Genomic DNA, 15594 nt, shown 5'->3' with positions numbered 1-15594 from the left:
TCGACGGTCACCTCCGGTCTAGCTGAACTCCAGGCTTACGTCCGCCTAGCTGAACTTCAGGCTGACGTCCGCGAGCACCGGCGCGTCCTCGCGCTCGACCACGGTCGCGGCGATGACGAGTTCGCCGTCGGTGCGCCAGATCCGGGTGCGGATGGTCTCGCCCGGGTAGAGCACCCCCGCGAAGCGCGCGCGGAAACCGGTGACGCGGCTCGCGTCGGCGTCCAGCGCGGTGTCCGTCGCGGTCTTGCAGACGATTCCGTATGTGCACAGGCCGTGCAGGATCGGGTTGGGGAAGCCTGCGGCGCGGGCGAATTCGGGGTCGGAGTGCAGCGGATTGCGGTCGCCGAGCATCCGGTACAGCAGCGCCTGCTGCGGCAGCGTCCGCGTGGTGACGTCGAAATCCGGTGCGCGAGCGGGCAGCTCCGACTTCGTGCTCGGGCCGCGCTCACCGCCGAAGCCGCCCTCGCCCTTGGCGAAGATGGACGAGCGGGTGGTCCACAGCGGCGCGCCGTCGGAGCCGGTGATGGTGTGTTCCTGCACGACCACCGCGGCCGAGCCCTTGTCCCAGAGCTCGCTGATCCGACCGGTGCTGGTCGCCTTGCCCGCGGCGGGGATCGGGCGGTGCACCTCCACTTCCTGGTGTCCGTGCACCACCTTCGCCAGGTCGATGTCGATACCCGGGAAGCTCACCTTGGGCGGCTCCGTCTCGTGCAGAGTCTGCGCGACGGTCGCGAAGGTCGGCAGCACCTGCGGCTCCCGATCGTCGAGGTAGCGCAGCTCTGCGGCGTCGGTCCACCGCGCCCCCGCGCCGAGCCCGAGCTGATAGAGCTGCACATCCGACGGCGTCCACGCGAACTCCCTGCTCGGCAGTTCCGCGCCGAGCGCGATCTTCGGGTCGATGGGCATCAGTTCTCCTTGTGCATGGTTGTGGACGGATTCGATCGCGGCCCACGAATCGATCCTGCGGGCGAGCGCGCCCCGCTGACAACGCCGTACCCACTCGCCGGGACAGCGGTTGCCACACACTTTTCACACGGTTCACATAGGCATCGCCTATGCGAACCGTGTGGTGGCTCTGTGGCAACGGCATGCGGCTACGCCTCGGAGGCGGCCGCCTCGGGCTGCTCCTGCTTGCGCTTGGCGATGTCGAGGACCGCCAGGTAGCCGAAGGTGATGGCGGGTCCGATGGTCGCGCCGGGCCCGGCGTAGGTGTGGCCCATGACCGGCGTCGAGCAGTTGCCCGAGGCGTAGAGGCCCTCGACGGTGCTGCCGTCTTCGCGCAGCACCCGGCCCGCCGAGTCGGCGACCAGACCGCCCTTGGTGCCGAGATCGCCGGGCACGATCTTGGCCGCGTAGAACGGGCCCTGCACCAGTCCGGCGAGGCAGGGATTCGGCTTCACCGTCGGGTCGCCGTAGTAGCGGTCGTAGTGGCTGTTGCCGCGGCCGAAGTCCTCGTCGGTGCCGGTCTCGGCGAACTTGTTGAACCGCTCGACGGTCGCGGCCAGATTTTCCGCTGGCACGCCGATCGCGGTCGCCAGCTCTTCCAGGCTGTCGGCTTTGACGATGTTGTCGTTTTCCATCCAGCGGGACGGAAAGCGCAGACCAGGCTGCAATCCGGCGAAGATGTAGCGGTTGCGATAGCGCTGGTCGAACACCAGCCACGCCGGGATGTTCTCGCCCGGACCCTCGCCCTGCCCGTATTCGCCGCCGTACATGGTGTGCCCAGCCTCGACGTAAGGAGCGGACTCATTACCGAATCGCTTGCCGTCGCGGTTGACGATGACGCAGCCGGGCAGATTGCGCTCGGCGAGGGCGAACCACGGGCGACCGCCCTTGAAGACGGTCGGCCCCCACCAGGCGTCTTCCATGAAGTCGACCGCGCCGCCCGCCTCGATGCCCGCGCGGATGCCGTCGCCGGTGTTGGCCGCCGCGCCCGTCGTCCACTCGGTGGTGATGGGCTGGCGCTGGTACTTCGCGCGCATCTCCGCGTTGTGCTCGAAACCGCCGCTGCCGAGCACGACGCCGTGGCGCGCGGTGAACACGACGGGCTTGCCGTCCACCAGCGCCCGCACGCCCGTGACCACGCCGTTCTCCACGACGAGTTCGGTCATCGGCGTGTTCAGCAGCACCGGCACCTTCGCGTCCAGCAGCCCCTTGCGCATGGCGGCGATGATGGCCTGACCCATGCCCACGATGTGCTTGCCGGTGAACTTCGCCCAGTAGGTGCGCGCGCCGACGCGCATGGCGCGCATCATGCCCTTGGGGTGGCGGCGGATGAGGTTGAGGCGAACGAAATCCGCCTGCATGACGACCACGTTCAGCGGCGCCTTCGCATACGGAGGCTCCAGCTTGTCCTTCTCCGCACCCAGCACTTTGATGTCGAACGGCTTGGGCTCGCAGGAGCGCCCCTCGCCGAGACCGCCGGGCGCCTCCGGGTAGTAGTCCGAGTACCCGGGCACCCACTTCATCTTCAGCGGGGTGTGGTCGAGCACGAAGTCGAAGGCCTCGGCGCCGCGGTCGATGTAGGTGTCGATCCGGTCCTTGGGCACCACGTCGCCGACGATGCTGTGCAGGTAGGTGCGCGCGTCTTCCCGGTCGTCGGGACGACCCGACGCGCGCAGCGCCTTGTTGCCGGGGATCCACACGCCGCCACCGGAGCGCGCGGTCGACCCGCCGTAGTGCGCGGCCTTTTCGATGATGACCGCGCTGAGGCCGTGGTGGGCCGCGGTGAGGGCGGCGGTCATGCCCGCGGCGCCGCTGCCGACCACCACCACGTCGTAGCTGTGTGGCTCGAGAACCGGATCTGTCATGTAGAACACGTTATAGAATGGACGCGCCATTGGTCTATGTTGTGTGGCAGAAGACTTGCTCGGCGTTCCATTTGTCGAGGAAACTTGTTTCAGTTTCGGACCGGAGTGAAGTACATGGGCCTCGAATGGGACCTCACCGCTGACGTGGTCGTCGTCGGCTACGGCGCCGCGGGCGCGTCCGCCGCGTTGGAAGCGACGGAGGCGGGCGCGCAGGTAGTGGTGTTGGAGCGGTTCAACGGAGGCGGCGCGTCGGCGCTGTCCGGCGGCATCATCTACGCCGGCGGCGGCACGTCGGTGCAGCGCGAGGCGGGGGTGCGCGATACGCCGGAGCAGATGCTCGCCTATCTGGAACGCGAGGTCGGCACGGCCGTCACACCGGCGACGCTGCGCCGTTTCGTGGACGAGAGCCCGGCCATGATCGAGTGGCTGAAGGGGCACGGCGTGCCGTTCGAGGCCTCGCTCTGCCCGTACAAGACCTCGTACCCGAACGACAGCTACTACCTGTACTACTCCGGCAGCGAGGTCTCCGGTTACGGCCGCGAGGTCGCCGAGCCCGCGCAGCGCGGCCACCGCGTCAAGGGCAAGGGCACCTCGGGCAAGCAGCTCACCGGTCCGCTCGCCGCCTCCGCCGCGCGTCGCGGTGTGCGCGTCGAAACCCTCACCACCGCAACGCGATTGATCACCGACGACAACGGCGAGGTGATCGGCGTCGAGTGCCGATCGCTGCGCGACGCCCCCGGCCGGGTCCGCGACCGCTACAGCCGCATGGCCAAGGCCGCCGCCAAACCGGGCATCTACTATCCGCCGCTGCGCAAGTCGCTGGAGAAGCGCCTCGACCTGCTCGATCGCCGCTACGGCACGACGATCCGGGTGCGGGCCAGGCGCGGCGTCGTGGTCAGCGCGGGCGGCTTCATCGCCAATCGCGCCATGCTCGCGGAGTACGGCCCGCAGTACCGCGCCGGTCTCGCGCTCGGCACCACCGGCGACGATGGCAGCGGCATCCTGATGGCGCGGCAGGTCGGCGCGGCGACCGACCACATGGGCAACGTCTCGGCCTGGCGATTCATCCTGCCGCCCAGCGCTTTCACCGGCTCGGTGCTGGTCGACGCGCAGGGCCGCCGCGTCATCGACGAGACCCGCTACGGCGCCGCGGTCGGCAACAAGCTGATCAACGAGCACGAAGGCAAAGGCTGGCTGCTCGCCGACGCGCGACTGATGCGCACCGCGATCGAGCAGATCCGCACCCAGGCGACCTGGTTCCAACGCGCCCAGTTCGAGGTGATGCGCCGCAACGCGGTGCGCGGCGCGACGCTGGAAGCCGTTGCGGCCAAAGCGGGTATCGATCCAGCCGGACTGCGCGCGACCGTCGACGCGCACAACGCCGCCATAGAGCACGGCACGCCCGACCCGGTCGGCAAGCCCGCCGAATTCACCGAACCCGTGCGCAGCGGCCCGTACTGGTTGTTGGATGTGGGGATCAAGCCGAGCCTGACCAACCCGTGCCCGATGCTCACCCTCGGCGGCGTTGTCGTCGACGAGCAGACCGGTGCGGTGAAGAACGCCGAGGGCGACGACATTCCGGGCCTGTTCGCCGCGGGACGGACCGCCGTCGGCATCTGCTCGGATTCCTACGTCAGCGGTCTGTCGCTGGCCGACTGCGTCTTCTCCGGTCGACGCGCGGGACGGTCCGCGGCGGGCGAACAGGTGGCGGCGCGAGCGACGGCCACGGAGGCGGTAGCCAGCGTGACCACGAAGGGGACCGGGAGCGGCGCGAGTTGAACACAGTCCTCGAAAAAGCAACAGCGGAAGGAAATTAGCGTGCTGTCCGACGCGGTACGAACCGAACTCGCCGACGAACTCGCGCGGGCCGAGAACGATCGGGTCGCCATCGACCCGCTGGTCGCGCGATACCCCGACATCGACGTGGTCGACGCCTACGAGATCCAGCTGATCAACATCCGCCGCCGCCTCGACAGCGGCGCGCGCGTGGTCGGCCACAAGGTCGGCCTCTCGTCCAAGGCCATGCAGCAGATGATGGGCGTGGACGAGCCCGACTACGGGCACCTGCTCGCGGAAATGCAAGTGTTCGAAGACGTTCCGGTAGAGGCGAACCGCTACCTCTTCCCGCGCGTCGAGGTCGAGGTCGGGTTCGTGCTCGGCGCCGACCTGCCCGGCGCGGACTGCACCGAGGAGGACGTGCTCGCCGCGACCGTCGCTTTCGCGCCGTCGATCGAGCTGATCGATTCCAGGATCAAGGACTGGAACATCGGCCTGTGCGACACCATCTCGGACAATGCGTCCTCGGCCGGTTACGTGCTCGGACCCGAACGGGTCGCGCCGAAGGACATCGACATCAAGGCCATCGACGCGGTGCTCACCCGCAACGACGAGGTGGTCGCCGAGGGCCGCAGCGACGCGGTGCTCGGCGATCCGGTCATCGCGGTGGCCTGGCTGGCGCGCAAGGTCGCCTCGTTCGGCGTGCGGCTGAAGAAGGGCGACGTCGTGCTGCCCGGCTCCTGCACCCGCGCCATCGACGCCCGTCCTGGCGACAAGTTCCACGCCGAGTTCGCCGGACTCGGTTCCGTCCGTTTGCAATTCATTTAGGAGGCCTGTCGTGTCCAACGGGACCGTCACCGCCGCGATCGTCGGGTCCGGCAACATCAGCACCGATCTGCTCTACAAGCTGCTGCGCTCGGAGGTCATCGAGCCGCGCTGGATGATCGGCATCGATCCGGAGAGCGAGGGCCTGAAGCGGGCCCGCGGGCTCGGGCTGGAGACCTCGCACGAGGGCGTCGACTGGTTGCTCGGCCAGTCCGAGCTGCCGGACCTGGTCTTCGAGGCCACCTCGGCCTACGTGCACCGCGCCGCCGCGCCGAAGTACGCCGAGGCGGGCATCCGCGCGGTGGACCTCACCCCGGCCGCGGTGGGTCCCGCCGTGGTGCCGCCGGTGAACCTCGGCGCCAACCTGGACGCGCCGAACGTCAACATGATCACCTGCGGCGGCCAGGCCACCATCCCGATCGTCGCGGCGGTGTCGCGCGTCGTGCCGGTGCCGTACGCCGAGATCGTCGCCTCAGTGTCGTCGGTGTCCGCCGGTCCGGGCACCCGCGCCAACATCGACGAGTTCACCAAGACCACCAGCCGCGGCGTGGAGACCATCGGCGGCGCCGAGCGCGGCAAGGCGATCATCATCCTGAACCCGGCCGAGCCGCCGATGATCATGCGCGACACCATTTTCTGCGCCATCCCGGAGGACGCCGACACCGACGCGATCGCGGACTCCGTCCACCGGATGGTCGCCGACATCCAGCAGTACGTGCCCGGCTACCGCCTGCTCAACGAACCGCAGTTCGACGAGCCGTCGGTGGTTTCCGGTGGCCTGGCGAAGGTTTCGGTCTTCGTCGAGGTCGAGGGCGCGGGCGACTTCCTGCCCCCGTACGCGGGCAACCTCGACATCATGACCGCCGCGGCCACGAAGGTCGGCGAGGTCATGGCACAGCAAATCGCTACGAGCCGGGTGTAAGGAGCAGTCCCCATGGCTTACTCAGCAGAACTCGACATCCGCGTCACCGACACCTCGCTGCGCGACGGCTCGCACCACAAGCGCCACCAGTTCACCGCCACCGAGGTGCGCGACATCGTCGCCGCACTCGACGGCGCGGGCGTTCCGGTCATCGAGGTGACCCACGGCGACGGACTCGGCGGTTCCTCGTTCAACTACGGTTTTTCCAAAACTCCTGAGCAGGAATTGGTCACGATCGCCGCGCAGACGGCCAAGCAGGCCAAGATCGCGGTGCTCATGCTGCCCGGCGTCGGCGTCAAGGAAGACATCAAGGTCTCCCAGGACAATGGCGCGTCCATCTGCCGCATCGCCACCCACTGCACCGAGGCCGACGTCTCCATCCAGCACTTCGGACTGGCTCGCGAGCTCGGGCTGGAAACCGTTGGCTTCCTGATGATGTCGCACACCCAGCCGCCGGAGGTGCTCGCCAAGCAGGCACGCATCATGGCCGACGCCGGATGCCAGTGTGTCTACATCGTCGACTCGGCGGGAGCGCTTGTCCTGGAACAGGTTTCCGATCGCGTCGCGGCCGTGGTCGCCGAACTCGGCAACGACGCGCAGGTGGGGTTCCACGGTCACGAGAACCTCGATCTCGCGGTGGCCAACTCCATCTACGCCATTCGCGCGGGCGCGACCCAGATCGACGGCAGCGCACGCCGTTTCGGCGCCGGTGCGGGTAACACGCCGGTCGAGGCACTGGTCGGCGTCTGCGACAAGCTGGGCATCAAGACCGGCATCGATTTCTTCGCCATCGCCGACGCCGCGGAAGACGTCGTCCGCCCGGCCATGCCGCAGGAGTGCCTGCTGGACCGCCAGGCCCTGATGATGGGCTACGCGGGCGTGTACTCGAGCTTCCTCAAGCACGCCGAGCGCCAGGCCGAACGCTACGGCGTCTCCGCCGCCGAGATGCTCGTCCGCGCGGGCAAGCGCAAGCTCGTCGGCGGTCAAGAGGACCAGCTCATCGACATCGCGCTGGAGTTGCAGCGGGAGCAGGCCGCGGTTTCCGCCTGAAACGGTTTCGAGAATCCCGGTCCGCGAGTGGGTTGCCACCGCTCGCGGGCCGGTACCGAGGCGAATTCCGCTGCGGTCGTTGACAGTCGGAGGCCGACGGCCTGCCGCGGCCGAGCGTGATCTCCTACTATTGGCGGGGACAATGTCCGGCGAGTCGGGGGTGCGAATGTGTCCGATAGCTCGAACGTGATAGATCAGTCCAAGCCGAGCATCGCTCGGGTCTACGACTACCTGCTCGGCGGTAAGGACTATTACCCCGTCGATCAGGAGATCGGCGACCACTTCAAGAACAACCTTCCCGGTTCGGTGGTCATCGCGACCTCCAATCGCGAGGTGCTGGTTCGCGCCGTCGGCGAGCTCGCCAAGGCGGGCCTGCGGCAGTTCATCGACCTCGGCAGCGGCCTGCCGACCGCCGACAACGTGCACCAGGTCGCGCAGCGGCACGTGCCGGACGCCAAAGTCGTTTACGTCGACAACGATCCGATCGTCCTCGCGCACGGGCGCGCGCTGCTGGAGGCCGACGATCGGACGGTCGTCATCCAGGCCGACGTCCGCGACGCGAAGGGAATTCGCGAGCATCCCGACGTCATCCGGCTGATCGATTTCGAGCAGCCGGTCGCCGTCGTCTTCAGCGCGATCCTGCACCACCTCAACGACGACGAGAACCCGGCGGAGATCGTCCGCTTCTGGACCGACCAGATCCCCTCCGGCAGCGCGGTCTTCATCTCGCACTTCCGCTCCGGGAACAACGCCGAGACCGAAGCGGTGGAGCAGAAGTTGCAGTCCACCTTCGGCCGCGGCCGGTGGCGCACCGACGAGGAGATCGCCGAACTCTTCGGTGATCTCGAGATCGTGGAACCGGGTATCGTCCCGGTCCCGCACTGGCGGCCCGGCCCCGTCACCGGCCCGACCCCCGTTCGCGAGCTCACCGTATGGGAGCAGCTGATCGTCGCCGGTCTGGCCCGAAAGCCCTGATATCACTTTCCATTCGGTCGGCGACCCGCCGACCGCGACCTAGGACGAACAATGAAGCGAAACCTGAACTGCCCCTGCGGTGAGTCCATCGTCGGCGCCGACGAAGACGATCTCGTCGCCAAGACCCAGGCGCATCTCGCGGAGAAGCACCCCGGGCACGAGTACTCGCGCGACGAGATCCTTTTCATCGCTTTCTGATTCGGAGCATTTCTCAAGGAGCCCGCAAGCCGCGGCAGCCATGGTCTGTTCATGAGAACTTTCGTGGCACTGGCGGCTCTGGGACTCGCGCTCTGCGGCGGCGCAGGTACGGCGTCGGCCGGAGCGGGAGCGCACGCCGACTCTTGCGCGGGCGCGGTCGCCGGATGGGGAACCTTCACCGCCGTCATCAACCAGACGGCTATCGTGCAGAACGGTGTCGTCACCAGCGAGACGCACACCATGGTCTACAGCGGGTTCCTTGCGGGCATGGAAGACGCGTCCATCGTCGCAGCCGATGACCTCCACATCATCTACCGGAGCGGGAAGATCGACCTCGCGGTGCCCTACAAGGATGGCGCGAATCTGTACTTCCGCAACAACTCCGCCGTCGCGACTCCCGGGCGTTCCGGTGGTTGGTACCGGCTGTGCGAAATGTGAGCGCCGCGCGAAGAGGCTCGGCTCGGCGGCCGGCGCGCCTGTCGCTCACGTGGCGCTCCCTGTTTCGCGGCGCTCCGTAGCCCGCGGCTGATTCGGGCGCTGCCTGGTTCCCTGCGGTGCGGCTCCGTTCACGCCTGCCGCGCGCTCCTGCTCGCCTCCTCGACGGGCGGCTCGGCGGTGCGGCGGGCCCGTTTGCCACGGGCGATTTCGGTGGCGAGGGCGTCGAGGGGCTGGCTGAACCGGTGCAGCGGTTCGGTCAATTCGGTCAGCCAGGCGCGGGCCGCGTCCAGACCGGCGGGGTCGAGCGCGTACAGGCGGCGCGTGCCCTCGGCGCGCACGCTCACCAACCCGGCGTCGCGCAGCACCTTGAGATGCTGGGAGACGCCGGGCTGGGAGATGGAGGCGCGCTGCTGCACGGCCGCGACAAGCGCGCCCGCGGGCTGCTCCTCGGCCGCCACCAGCTCGAGGATGTAGCGGCGGATCGGATCGCCGAGCGCCTCGAAGATCTTCGCCGGAGACGCGACCATCAGGACTCGGCGCCGTCCTCGGGCTCGGTGGTGTAGAAGGTCACCGTCTGGTCCGCCGCCGTGATCGCCTCGGTCGGGTCGTCGCCGTCGGCGACCGCCGCGTCCGCCCACCCGTTGGCGGCCCTCCTGATGAACTCCACACCCTCGGGAGTGGTGTGGAAAGTCAGCACCTCGGCAGCGTCCAACGCCGCCGCGGACTCCACGTGCAGACCGAGTCCCAGCAGCGCGAGATCCCAGCCGACGCCCACAGCGCCCGGGCCGTACTGCGCCCAGAACTCCGGATCGACCGGCGCTTCGTGCTCGAGCTCCAGAACGGTCCCGTCCTCGCTCGCGCTCAGCGTCACCGTCAGCCACGACACCTGCGGGCCCATCTCCCACGTCACCGCGAACCGCCGCGGCGCCTCGCACTCCTCGATCACCCCGTTCGCGTTCCCCTCGAGCTGGTACTTCCCACCCAGCTCCAGATCCCCGCTCACCGGCAGAAACCACCGCGGAATCCGCTCCCCATTCGTCAACGCGTCCCACAGATCCGCCTGATCCGTCGGATAACTCCGCCGAGCCACCGCGATCCGCGTAACTTCCCCACCCCGCTCCCCGGTCCGAACCTCCCGAGCCACCAGCCCGGCGATCCCCACGGGATCCGTCAACAAGGCCATACCAACCTCCTTCAATAAGTTGGTACTTATATTAACCCACGCGCGAACCCCTGACCACTGATCCAGCTGGACTGCACGCCAACGCCCGGCCCGCACCGGGCGCTGACCCATCTGCTGCTACAGCATGCGCTCGGGGATGGCGGTGATGAGGCCGCCGTCGACGAGGAGGTCTTGGCCGTTGATGTAGGAGGCTTCGGGGGAGGCCAGGAAGGCTACGGCGTCGGCGATGTCCTCGGGGGTGCCGAGGCGGCCCGCGGCGACGGCGGCGATGGCGGCGGCTTTGGCTTCGGCGGAGACGTTCTCGCGGTAGGAGGGGGTTTCGATGTAGCCGGGGCTGACGGAGTTGACTCGGATACTCCTCGGGGCCAGTTCGGCGGCGAGGGTGCGGGTGAGGCTGTGCACGGCGGCTTTGGTGGCGGAGTAGAGGGAGGCGCCGGGGACGCCGCGGTGCAAAGCCCAGGAGGCGTTGACGACGATGGCCGCCTCGTCGGCGAGCAGGGGGAGGGTCTTCTGGATGGTGAAGAAGACGCCCTTGAAATTGATGTCGATGACGCGGTCGAACTCGGCTTCGGTGATGTCGGCGGTCGGCAGGAAGGCGGCGATGCCCGCATTGGCGAAGAGCACGTCGAGGCGACCGTGGCGCTCGCGGATCGTGTCCGCCAGCGCGTCGATGTCGCCGAGTTCCGCTACATCGCTGCGGATTCCGAGCAGCCGCTCGCCGCCGCCCAGTTCTTCGACGGCCGCGTCCAGTCGGCTCTTGTCGCGGCCGGTGACGATCACCCGCGCGCCCTCGTCGAGGAGGCGGCGTGCGGCCGCGAGTCCTATCCCGCTGGTGCCGCCCGTGACGAGGGCGATCTTGTCGTCGAAACGAGAGCTGTTGGCGCGCATGGCCAGAACCTCCGAAGTGCTGTTTGCCGGTACAAACCATCACGAACAGCAGACGGTGCGCCGCGATTCCGTCGGGGCCGCAGAGACCGCCGGTTCTCGGCCGACGTCGACGCGCGCGCTACGTGCCCTGCCGCTGCCAGCCGCGCTCGAAGATGCGCATCAACGCGGGGTACACGAGCACGTACCGAAACGGTTTGATCGCCGCCATGTACATCTTGCCGAACAACCCGTTCGGCTTGACGAGCACAGCCATCTGCCCTCGGTAACCCCCGGATCCGTCGGGCACCCAGCCGATGTGCATCACCCCGTGCATGGTGCGGTTGGCCATCTCCGCCGCCCATTCGGTGTCCGTGAGGTAGACCGACGTGAACGGATGATTCTCGGTATCGGGGCCGCGTGGTCCCGCGCGCAGATCGTCGGGCAACCGCTCGCGCAACGAGGTGACTCGGGTGCCTACTTTCGTGTCCGCGTCGTCCCAGCCGAGCAGCGCGCCGAGTTTCCAGCGAATATCGAACAGGACACGGAAGATCAGGGGTTGTGGTGTGTCGTCGTCCTTCGCGATGAACCGCACCAAGCGGGGCAGATCGTCGGGACCGCCGGGCGTCGGCAGCGCCCAGACATCCTCTAGCACGAAATCGTGGGCGATCTCGTGGATTCGCCACGGACGTTCGGTGTGCTCGGTGTCGGGGAGTCTCGTCTCGGCCCGTGCGCTCGGCACCGGGAACGGAGTCGTCACGTCGGCCTCCTCTGTCGTCCAATGGAACATGAACATCCTTATGCGGCAACGGTTTTCAAATATACGTCGCCGTATAACATCGATCGTAGACCGCTCCACCCCCGCTGTCGACACCCTCGGCGATACTGGTGGCATGGTCGCCGTCACACGCACACCCCGCAGCCGGTGGGTCGAGCAGGGACTTGTCGCCTTGGCCGCGGGCGGCCCCGACGCCGTGCGCGTCGAGAGCATCGCCGCGGCGCTCGGCGTCACCAAGGGCGGGTTCTACGGGCACTTCGCCGACCGCAACGCCCTGCTGGAGGAAATGCTCGACACCTGGGAGCAGGAGAGCACCCGCGCGGTGGTCGAGCGGGTCGAGCAGGAGGGCGGCGACGCGCGCACCAAGATCCAGCGCGCCGGTCTGCTCACCTTTTCCGACGATCGCCTCCGGCCGATCGACCTGGCCGTACGCGACTGGGCGCGCCGCGACGAGGCGGTCGCCGAGCGACTGCGCCGGGTGGACAACGAGCGCATGGCGTATCTGCGCGAACTGTTCGGCACCTACTGCACCGACCCCGACGAGATCGAGGCCCGCAGCATGCTCGCCTTCAGCCTCGCGGTCGGCAAACACCTGCTCGCCGCCGACCACGGCCATCGCACCCGTCGCGAGGTGGTCGCCCTGGCGTCGGCGTTCCTGCTCGAACCCAGACGATGAGGGCTGAGTATTGGGCGTAGCCGCGTGTAGCAATCGAGCTACGTTGGTGGATCAGCTTGCGCTGCGATCGAGTTCTTCGACGATCTGCCGCAGTCGCGCGGCGCGTTCGCTCGCGCCACGAGTCTTCATCAACCGCAGGAACAGCGCGTACTGCCCGGTGCGGTCGAGTTGATCGAATCGCCCGCGCGCCCGCAGGTTCCCTTCCAGCGCCGCCCTCAAATCGTCCGGGATGGTCGCGGTGCGCTGCCGTTCGTAGGCCGCGTCCCAGCGCCCGTCCGCTCGCGCCGCGCGAACGGCGGCCAAGCCGGGTTCGCGCATCCGCCCCGCGGCGGTCAACGCCTCCACCTTGTCGACATTGACCTGCGACCACGGGCTTTTCGGGCGGCGCGGCGAGTAGCGCTGTAGGTAGTGGTCGTCGTCGAGGGCCCGGCGGTGGCTGTCGATCCAGCCGTAGCACAGCGCGCCGTCGAGCGCCTCGGCGATGCTGAGCGTCGCGCTCGTCGCGTTCTTCTTGGCGATCTTCAACCAGACGCCGGTCGACCGGTCGTGGTTGGCCGCGAGCCACGCCTCCCAGTGCGCGGAGTCCGCGAAGGTGTGGACATCGGTGCCGTCGAGCTGGTTCATGGTGGTCTCCGAGGTGCTGGGATGGTCTCTCCCTCTGATTCTCCGCAGATAAGTGCTCACCAATTGAGCAGTTTTGTCATCCGACTCGCGGGCACGCCGCACTTGTGGTGCGGGACGAGGGAGGAGTACTAGTTACTCATGGGTAACATTCTTGTCGCCGGAGGAACCGGAGCGCTGGGCAGGCACATCGTCGCGCTGCTTCGCCGGGAGGGGCATGCGGTGCGAGTCCTCTCGCGCCGACCGGGCGCGGGCACGCACGTGGGCGATCTGCGGACGGGCGAAGGCGTCGCGGAGGCGGTGGAAGGCGTGGACGCCGTCGTGCACGCGGCCTCGGACTTCCGTAAGTTCGGCGGGCCCGACATCGAGCAGACCCGCAATCTGCTCGCCGCCGCGACGGGTGTCGATCACCTGCTGTACGTCTCGATCGTCGGCATCGACCGCATCCCGTTCCGTTACTACCGCAACAAGCTCGCCTGCGAACAACTCGTCACTGAAAGCGGTGTGCCGCATACGATTCTGCGCGCGACGCAATTCCACGAGCTGATCGCGTCGATCCTCTACGGCGTGGAACGGCTGCCGATCGCGCCGCTGCCCATCGACTTTCGGTTCCAGCCGGTCGCCGCGACGGACGTGGCGGCACGCGCCGCCGAACTGATCCAGGGCCCGCCCCTCGGCCGCGCGCCGGATTTCGGCGGTCCCGAAGTGCTGAGCCTGGGCGAACTCGCCGAAACATGGCGCACGATCAGATCGCGTCCGCGCCGGGTCGTCCGCGTGCCCGCGCCGGGCGAGGTGGCGCGAGCGTTCCGCGAAGGTCGGAACACCTGCCCCGACCACGCCGACGGCACGCAGAAGTGGGCGCAGTTCGTCAGCGCCGACCAGGGGAACGCTTACTTCTGACGCTGCGGAAGCGGTGCGTCTCCAGCCCGCGCCCGGAGCGAAGGCGGAGGTACGGTCTCCTACAACCAGGTGTCCAGCGTCGTAGTGGTCAGGAAGTGGTCGAGATCGGCCCGCCACGGCGCGGGCACCGTCTTCTCCGGCTCGATGGCGGTGTACTGACCGCGATAGAACAGCAGGGGCCTGCCGGAGTCCGTGGACTCCGACAGGACCTGCACGCGGCCGATCACGATGTAGTGATCGCCGCCGTCGACGACGCTGTCCACCGTGCACTGGATCGTGGCCAGCGCGTCGTCCAATACCGGGAGATCCAGCTCCGAAGTGTGCCAGGCGGTTCCGGCGAACTTGTCGGGTTCGCGGGAACCGAAGCGGGCGCACAGCTGCTGTTGTTCCTCGGCGAGGATGTTGACGCAGAAGCGTCCGGTCTTCTCGATCGCCGCCCAGGAGCGTGACGCCTTGGTGGGGCAGAACAGCACAAGCGGCGGTTCGAGGGACAGGGCGGCGAACGATTGACAGGCGAAGCCGATCGGCGCCGCGTCGTCACCGAAGGCGGTGATGACGGTGATACCGGTACAGAACTGCCCCAACACGTTTCGGAATTGGCGCGGATCGATCACCGGTTGTCCGTCGGTGGTCGGTTTCGTCTCCATCACAGGCTCGCTCACCCCGTCGGTCATTGCTGGCGCTGGCCCACCGTGAAGTCGTGGCCCCACAGGCTCACGGCGGTGGACTCCCTGGCGATCCAGTCGTGGTCGTCGACTTCCAGTCCCTCGCAGCCGAATTCGACGTCGAAGCCGCCGGGCGTCTTCATGTAGAAGGACAGCATTTTGTCGTTGACGTGCCTGCCGAGGGTGGCCGACATCTTGACCTTCTTGCGCAGCGCGCGATCGAGGGCCAGTCCGACGTCGTCGGCGTTCTCCACCTCGAGCATGAGGTGGACGATGCCGCTCGGGGTCGGCATCGGCAGGAAGGCCAGCGAGTGGTGGCGCGGATTGCAGCCGAAGAACCGCAGCCAGGCCGGTTCGCCGTCGGCGGGACGGCCGACCATCTGCGGTGGCAGCCGCATCGAGTCGCGCAGGCGGAAGCCGAGCACGTCGCGGTAGAACTCCAGCGCGGCCTTGTCGTCGGAGGTGCTGAGCACCACGTGGCCGAGACCCTGCTCCTCGGTGACGAACCGGTGCCCGTACGGGCTGACGACCCGCCGGTGCTCCAACGCGACGCCGTGGAACGCCTCGAGCACGTTGCCGGACGGATCCTCGAAACTGATCAGCTCGTAGACGCGCCGGTCGGCCTTCTCCGCCGCGGTGCCCTCCTTGTAGGGCACGCCAGCGGCCTCCAACCGATTCCGGATGTCTTGCAGCTCTTCGGCATTGGCCGTCTCCCAGCCGGAGACCTGCAGCCGGTCCTTCTCGCCGGGGACGATGACCAGCCGGGCCGGGAATTCGTCCATTCGCAGGTAGAGCGCGTCCGGGACGCTGCCCTTGCCCTCCACCATGCCGAGCACCTTGAGGCCGTATTCGCGCCAGGCCGCCATGTCGGTGGCCTCGATGCGCAGGTAGCCGAGCGATCGAATGCCCATGT

Annotated in this window: 18 protein-coding genes; 9 read left to right on the top strand and 9 right to left on the bottom strand. The window is 68.1% G+C overall.

Translation table 11 applies throughout. The features are described from left to right. Positions 1-45 precede the first annotated feature (45 nt). Complete coding sequence (locus AB0H49_RS03125) at positions 46-906, bottom strand: MaoC/PaaZ C-terminal domain-containing protein (RefSeq protein WP_357246490.1); 861 nt, start codon at positions 904-906, stop codon at positions 46-48. A 188-nt stretch (positions 907-1094) separates the two neighbouring features. Further along, positions 1095-2810: a 3-oxosteroid 1-dehydrogenase gene (gene kstD, locus AB0H49_RS03120; protein ID WP_357246487.1), complete on the bottom strand. Its 1716-nt coding sequence runs from the start codon at positions 2808-2810 to the stop codon at positions 1095-1097. Between the two features lie 114 nt (positions 2811-2924). Between kstD and AB0H49_RS03115 the strand changes: the two genes are divergently transcribed. From AB0H49_RS03115 to AB0H49_RS03085, 7 genes are all read left to right on the top strand, one after another. Further along, positions 2925-4589 (top strand): FAD-binding protein, encoded by a 1665-nt coding sequence (locus tag AB0H49_RS03115; protein WP_357246620.1) that lies wholly within the window; start codon positions 2925-2927, stop codon positions 4587-4589. A gap of 39 nt (positions 4590-4628) precedes the next feature. Continuing rightward, positions 4629-5414: a 2-keto-4-pentenoate hydratase gene (locus AB0H49_RS03110; RefSeq protein WP_357246484.1), complete on the top strand. Its 786-nt coding sequence runs from the start codon at positions 4629-4631 to the stop codon at positions 5412-5414. A 10-nt stretch (positions 5415-5424) separates the two neighbouring features. Further along, positions 5425-6333, top strand: a complete 909-nt coding sequence (locus AB0H49_RS03105) for an acetaldehyde dehydrogenase (acetylating) (RefSeq protein ID WP_355000421.1) — start codon at positions 5425-5427, stop codon at positions 6331-6333. A gap of 12 nt (positions 6334-6345) precedes the next feature. Continuing rightward, positions 6346-7383 carry a 4-hydroxy-2-oxovalerate aldolase gene (dmpG, locus tag AB0H49_RS03100; protein WP_141807640.1) on the top strand — a complete coding sequence of 346 codons (1038 nt, stop codon included), beginning with the start codon at positions 6346-6348 and terminating at the stop codon, positions 7381-7383. A 168-nt stretch (positions 7384-7551) separates the two neighbouring features. Beyond that, positions 7552-8358: an SAM-dependent methyltransferase gene (locus tag AB0H49_RS03095; RefSeq protein ID WP_355000420.1), complete on the top strand. Its 807-nt coding sequence runs from the start codon at positions 7552-7554 to the stop codon at positions 8356-8358. A 51-nt stretch (positions 8359-8409) separates the two neighbouring features. Beyond that, on the top strand, positions 8410-8556 hold the full coding sequence (locus tag AB0H49_RS03090) for a DUF1059 domain-containing protein (RefSeq protein WP_141807638.1): 147 nt from the start codon (positions 8410-8412) through the stop codon (positions 8554-8556). A gap of 51 nt (positions 8557-8607) precedes the next feature. Continuing rightward, complete coding sequence (locus AB0H49_RS03085) at positions 8608-8994, top strand: hypothetical protein (protein ID WP_357246479.1); 387 nt, start codon at positions 8608-8610, stop codon at positions 8992-8994. Between the two features lie 128 nt (positions 8995-9122). Here the strand turns inward: AB0H49_RS03085 and AB0H49_RS03080 are convergent, their stop codons facing one another. From AB0H49_RS03080 to AB0H49_RS03065, 4 genes are all read right to left on the bottom strand, one after another. Continuing rightward, positions 9123-9521 carry a metalloregulator ArsR/SmtB family transcription factor gene (locus AB0H49_RS03080; protein WP_355000418.1) on the bottom strand — a complete coding sequence of 133 codons (399 nt, stop codon included), beginning with the start codon at positions 9519-9521 and terminating at the stop codon, positions 9123-9125. Further along, the gene (locus AB0H49_RS03075) at positions 9521-10177 is read right to left on the bottom strand and encodes an SRPBCC family protein (protein WP_355000417.1); all 657 of its coding nucleotides are present in this window, start codon (positions 10175-10177) and stop codon (positions 9521-9523) included. The genes AB0H49_RS03080 and AB0H49_RS03075 overlap by 1 nt, the downstream gene beginning before the upstream one ends. A 117-nt stretch (positions 10178-10294) precedes the next feature. After that, positions 10295-11065, bottom strand: coding sequence for a glucose 1-dehydrogenase (locus tag AB0H49_RS03070; RefSeq protein WP_357246475.1), 771 nt, complete (start codon positions 11063-11065; stop codon positions 10295-10297). 118 nt (positions 11066-11183) lie between these two features. After that, positions 11184-11801 carry a DUF2867 domain-containing protein gene (locus AB0H49_RS03065; protein ID WP_357246472.1) on the bottom strand — a complete coding sequence of 206 codons (618 nt, stop codon included), beginning with the start codon at positions 11799-11801 and terminating at the stop codon, positions 11184-11186. Between the two features lie 133 nt (positions 11802-11934). Between AB0H49_RS03065 and AB0H49_RS03060 the strand changes: the two genes are divergently transcribed. Continuing rightward, positions 11935-12495: a TetR/AcrR family transcriptional regulator gene (locus tag AB0H49_RS03060; protein WP_355000414.1), complete on the top strand. Its 561-nt coding sequence runs from the start codon at positions 11935-11937 to the stop codon at positions 12493-12495. A 51-nt stretch (positions 12496-12546) separates the two neighbouring features. On the opposite strand, the gene AB0H49_RS03055 is transcribed toward AB0H49_RS03060, so the two are convergent. Continuing rightward, the gene (locus AB0H49_RS03055; protein ID WP_357246469.1) at positions 12547-13119 is read right to left on the bottom strand and encodes a YdeI/OmpD-associated family protein; all 573 of its coding nucleotides are present in this window, start codon (positions 13117-13119) and stop codon (positions 12547-12549) included. A gap of 138 nt (positions 13120-13257) precedes the next feature. Between AB0H49_RS03055 and AB0H49_RS03050 the strand changes: the two genes are divergently transcribed. Continuing rightward, positions 13258-14016: an NAD(P)H-binding protein gene (locus AB0H49_RS03050; RefSeq protein WP_357246466.1), complete on the top strand. Its 759-nt coding sequence runs from the start codon at positions 13258-13260 to the stop codon at positions 14014-14016. Between the two features lie 59 nt (positions 14017-14075). Here AB0H49_RS03050 and hsaB read toward each other — a convergent pair whose 3' ends face one another. Beyond that, complete coding sequence (hsaB, locus tag AB0H49_RS03045) at positions 14076-14663, bottom strand: 3-hydroxy-9,10-secoandrosta-1,3,5(10)-triene-9,17-dione monooxygenase reductase subunit (RefSeq protein ID WP_357246463.1); 588 nt, start codon at positions 14661-14663, stop codon at positions 14076-14078. A 23-nt stretch (positions 14664-14686) separates the two neighbouring features. Beyond that, a complete protein-coding gene (hsaC, locus tag AB0H49_RS03040) occupies positions 14687-15592 on the bottom strand; it encodes an iron-dependent extradiol dioxygenase HsaC (RefSeq protein ID WP_355000410.1) in 906 nt (301 codons plus the stop codon). Positions 15593-15594: the final 2 nt, after the last annotated feature.

It is taken from the genome of Nocardia sp. NPDC050713, from assembly GCF_040654315.1.
GTDB lineage: Bacteria > Actinomycetota > Actinomycetes > Mycobacteriales > Mycobacteriaceae > Nocardia.
The sequence above is the reverse complement of the archived record's forward strand: the minus strand, read 5'-3'. Positions and strand labels throughout refer to the sequence as shown.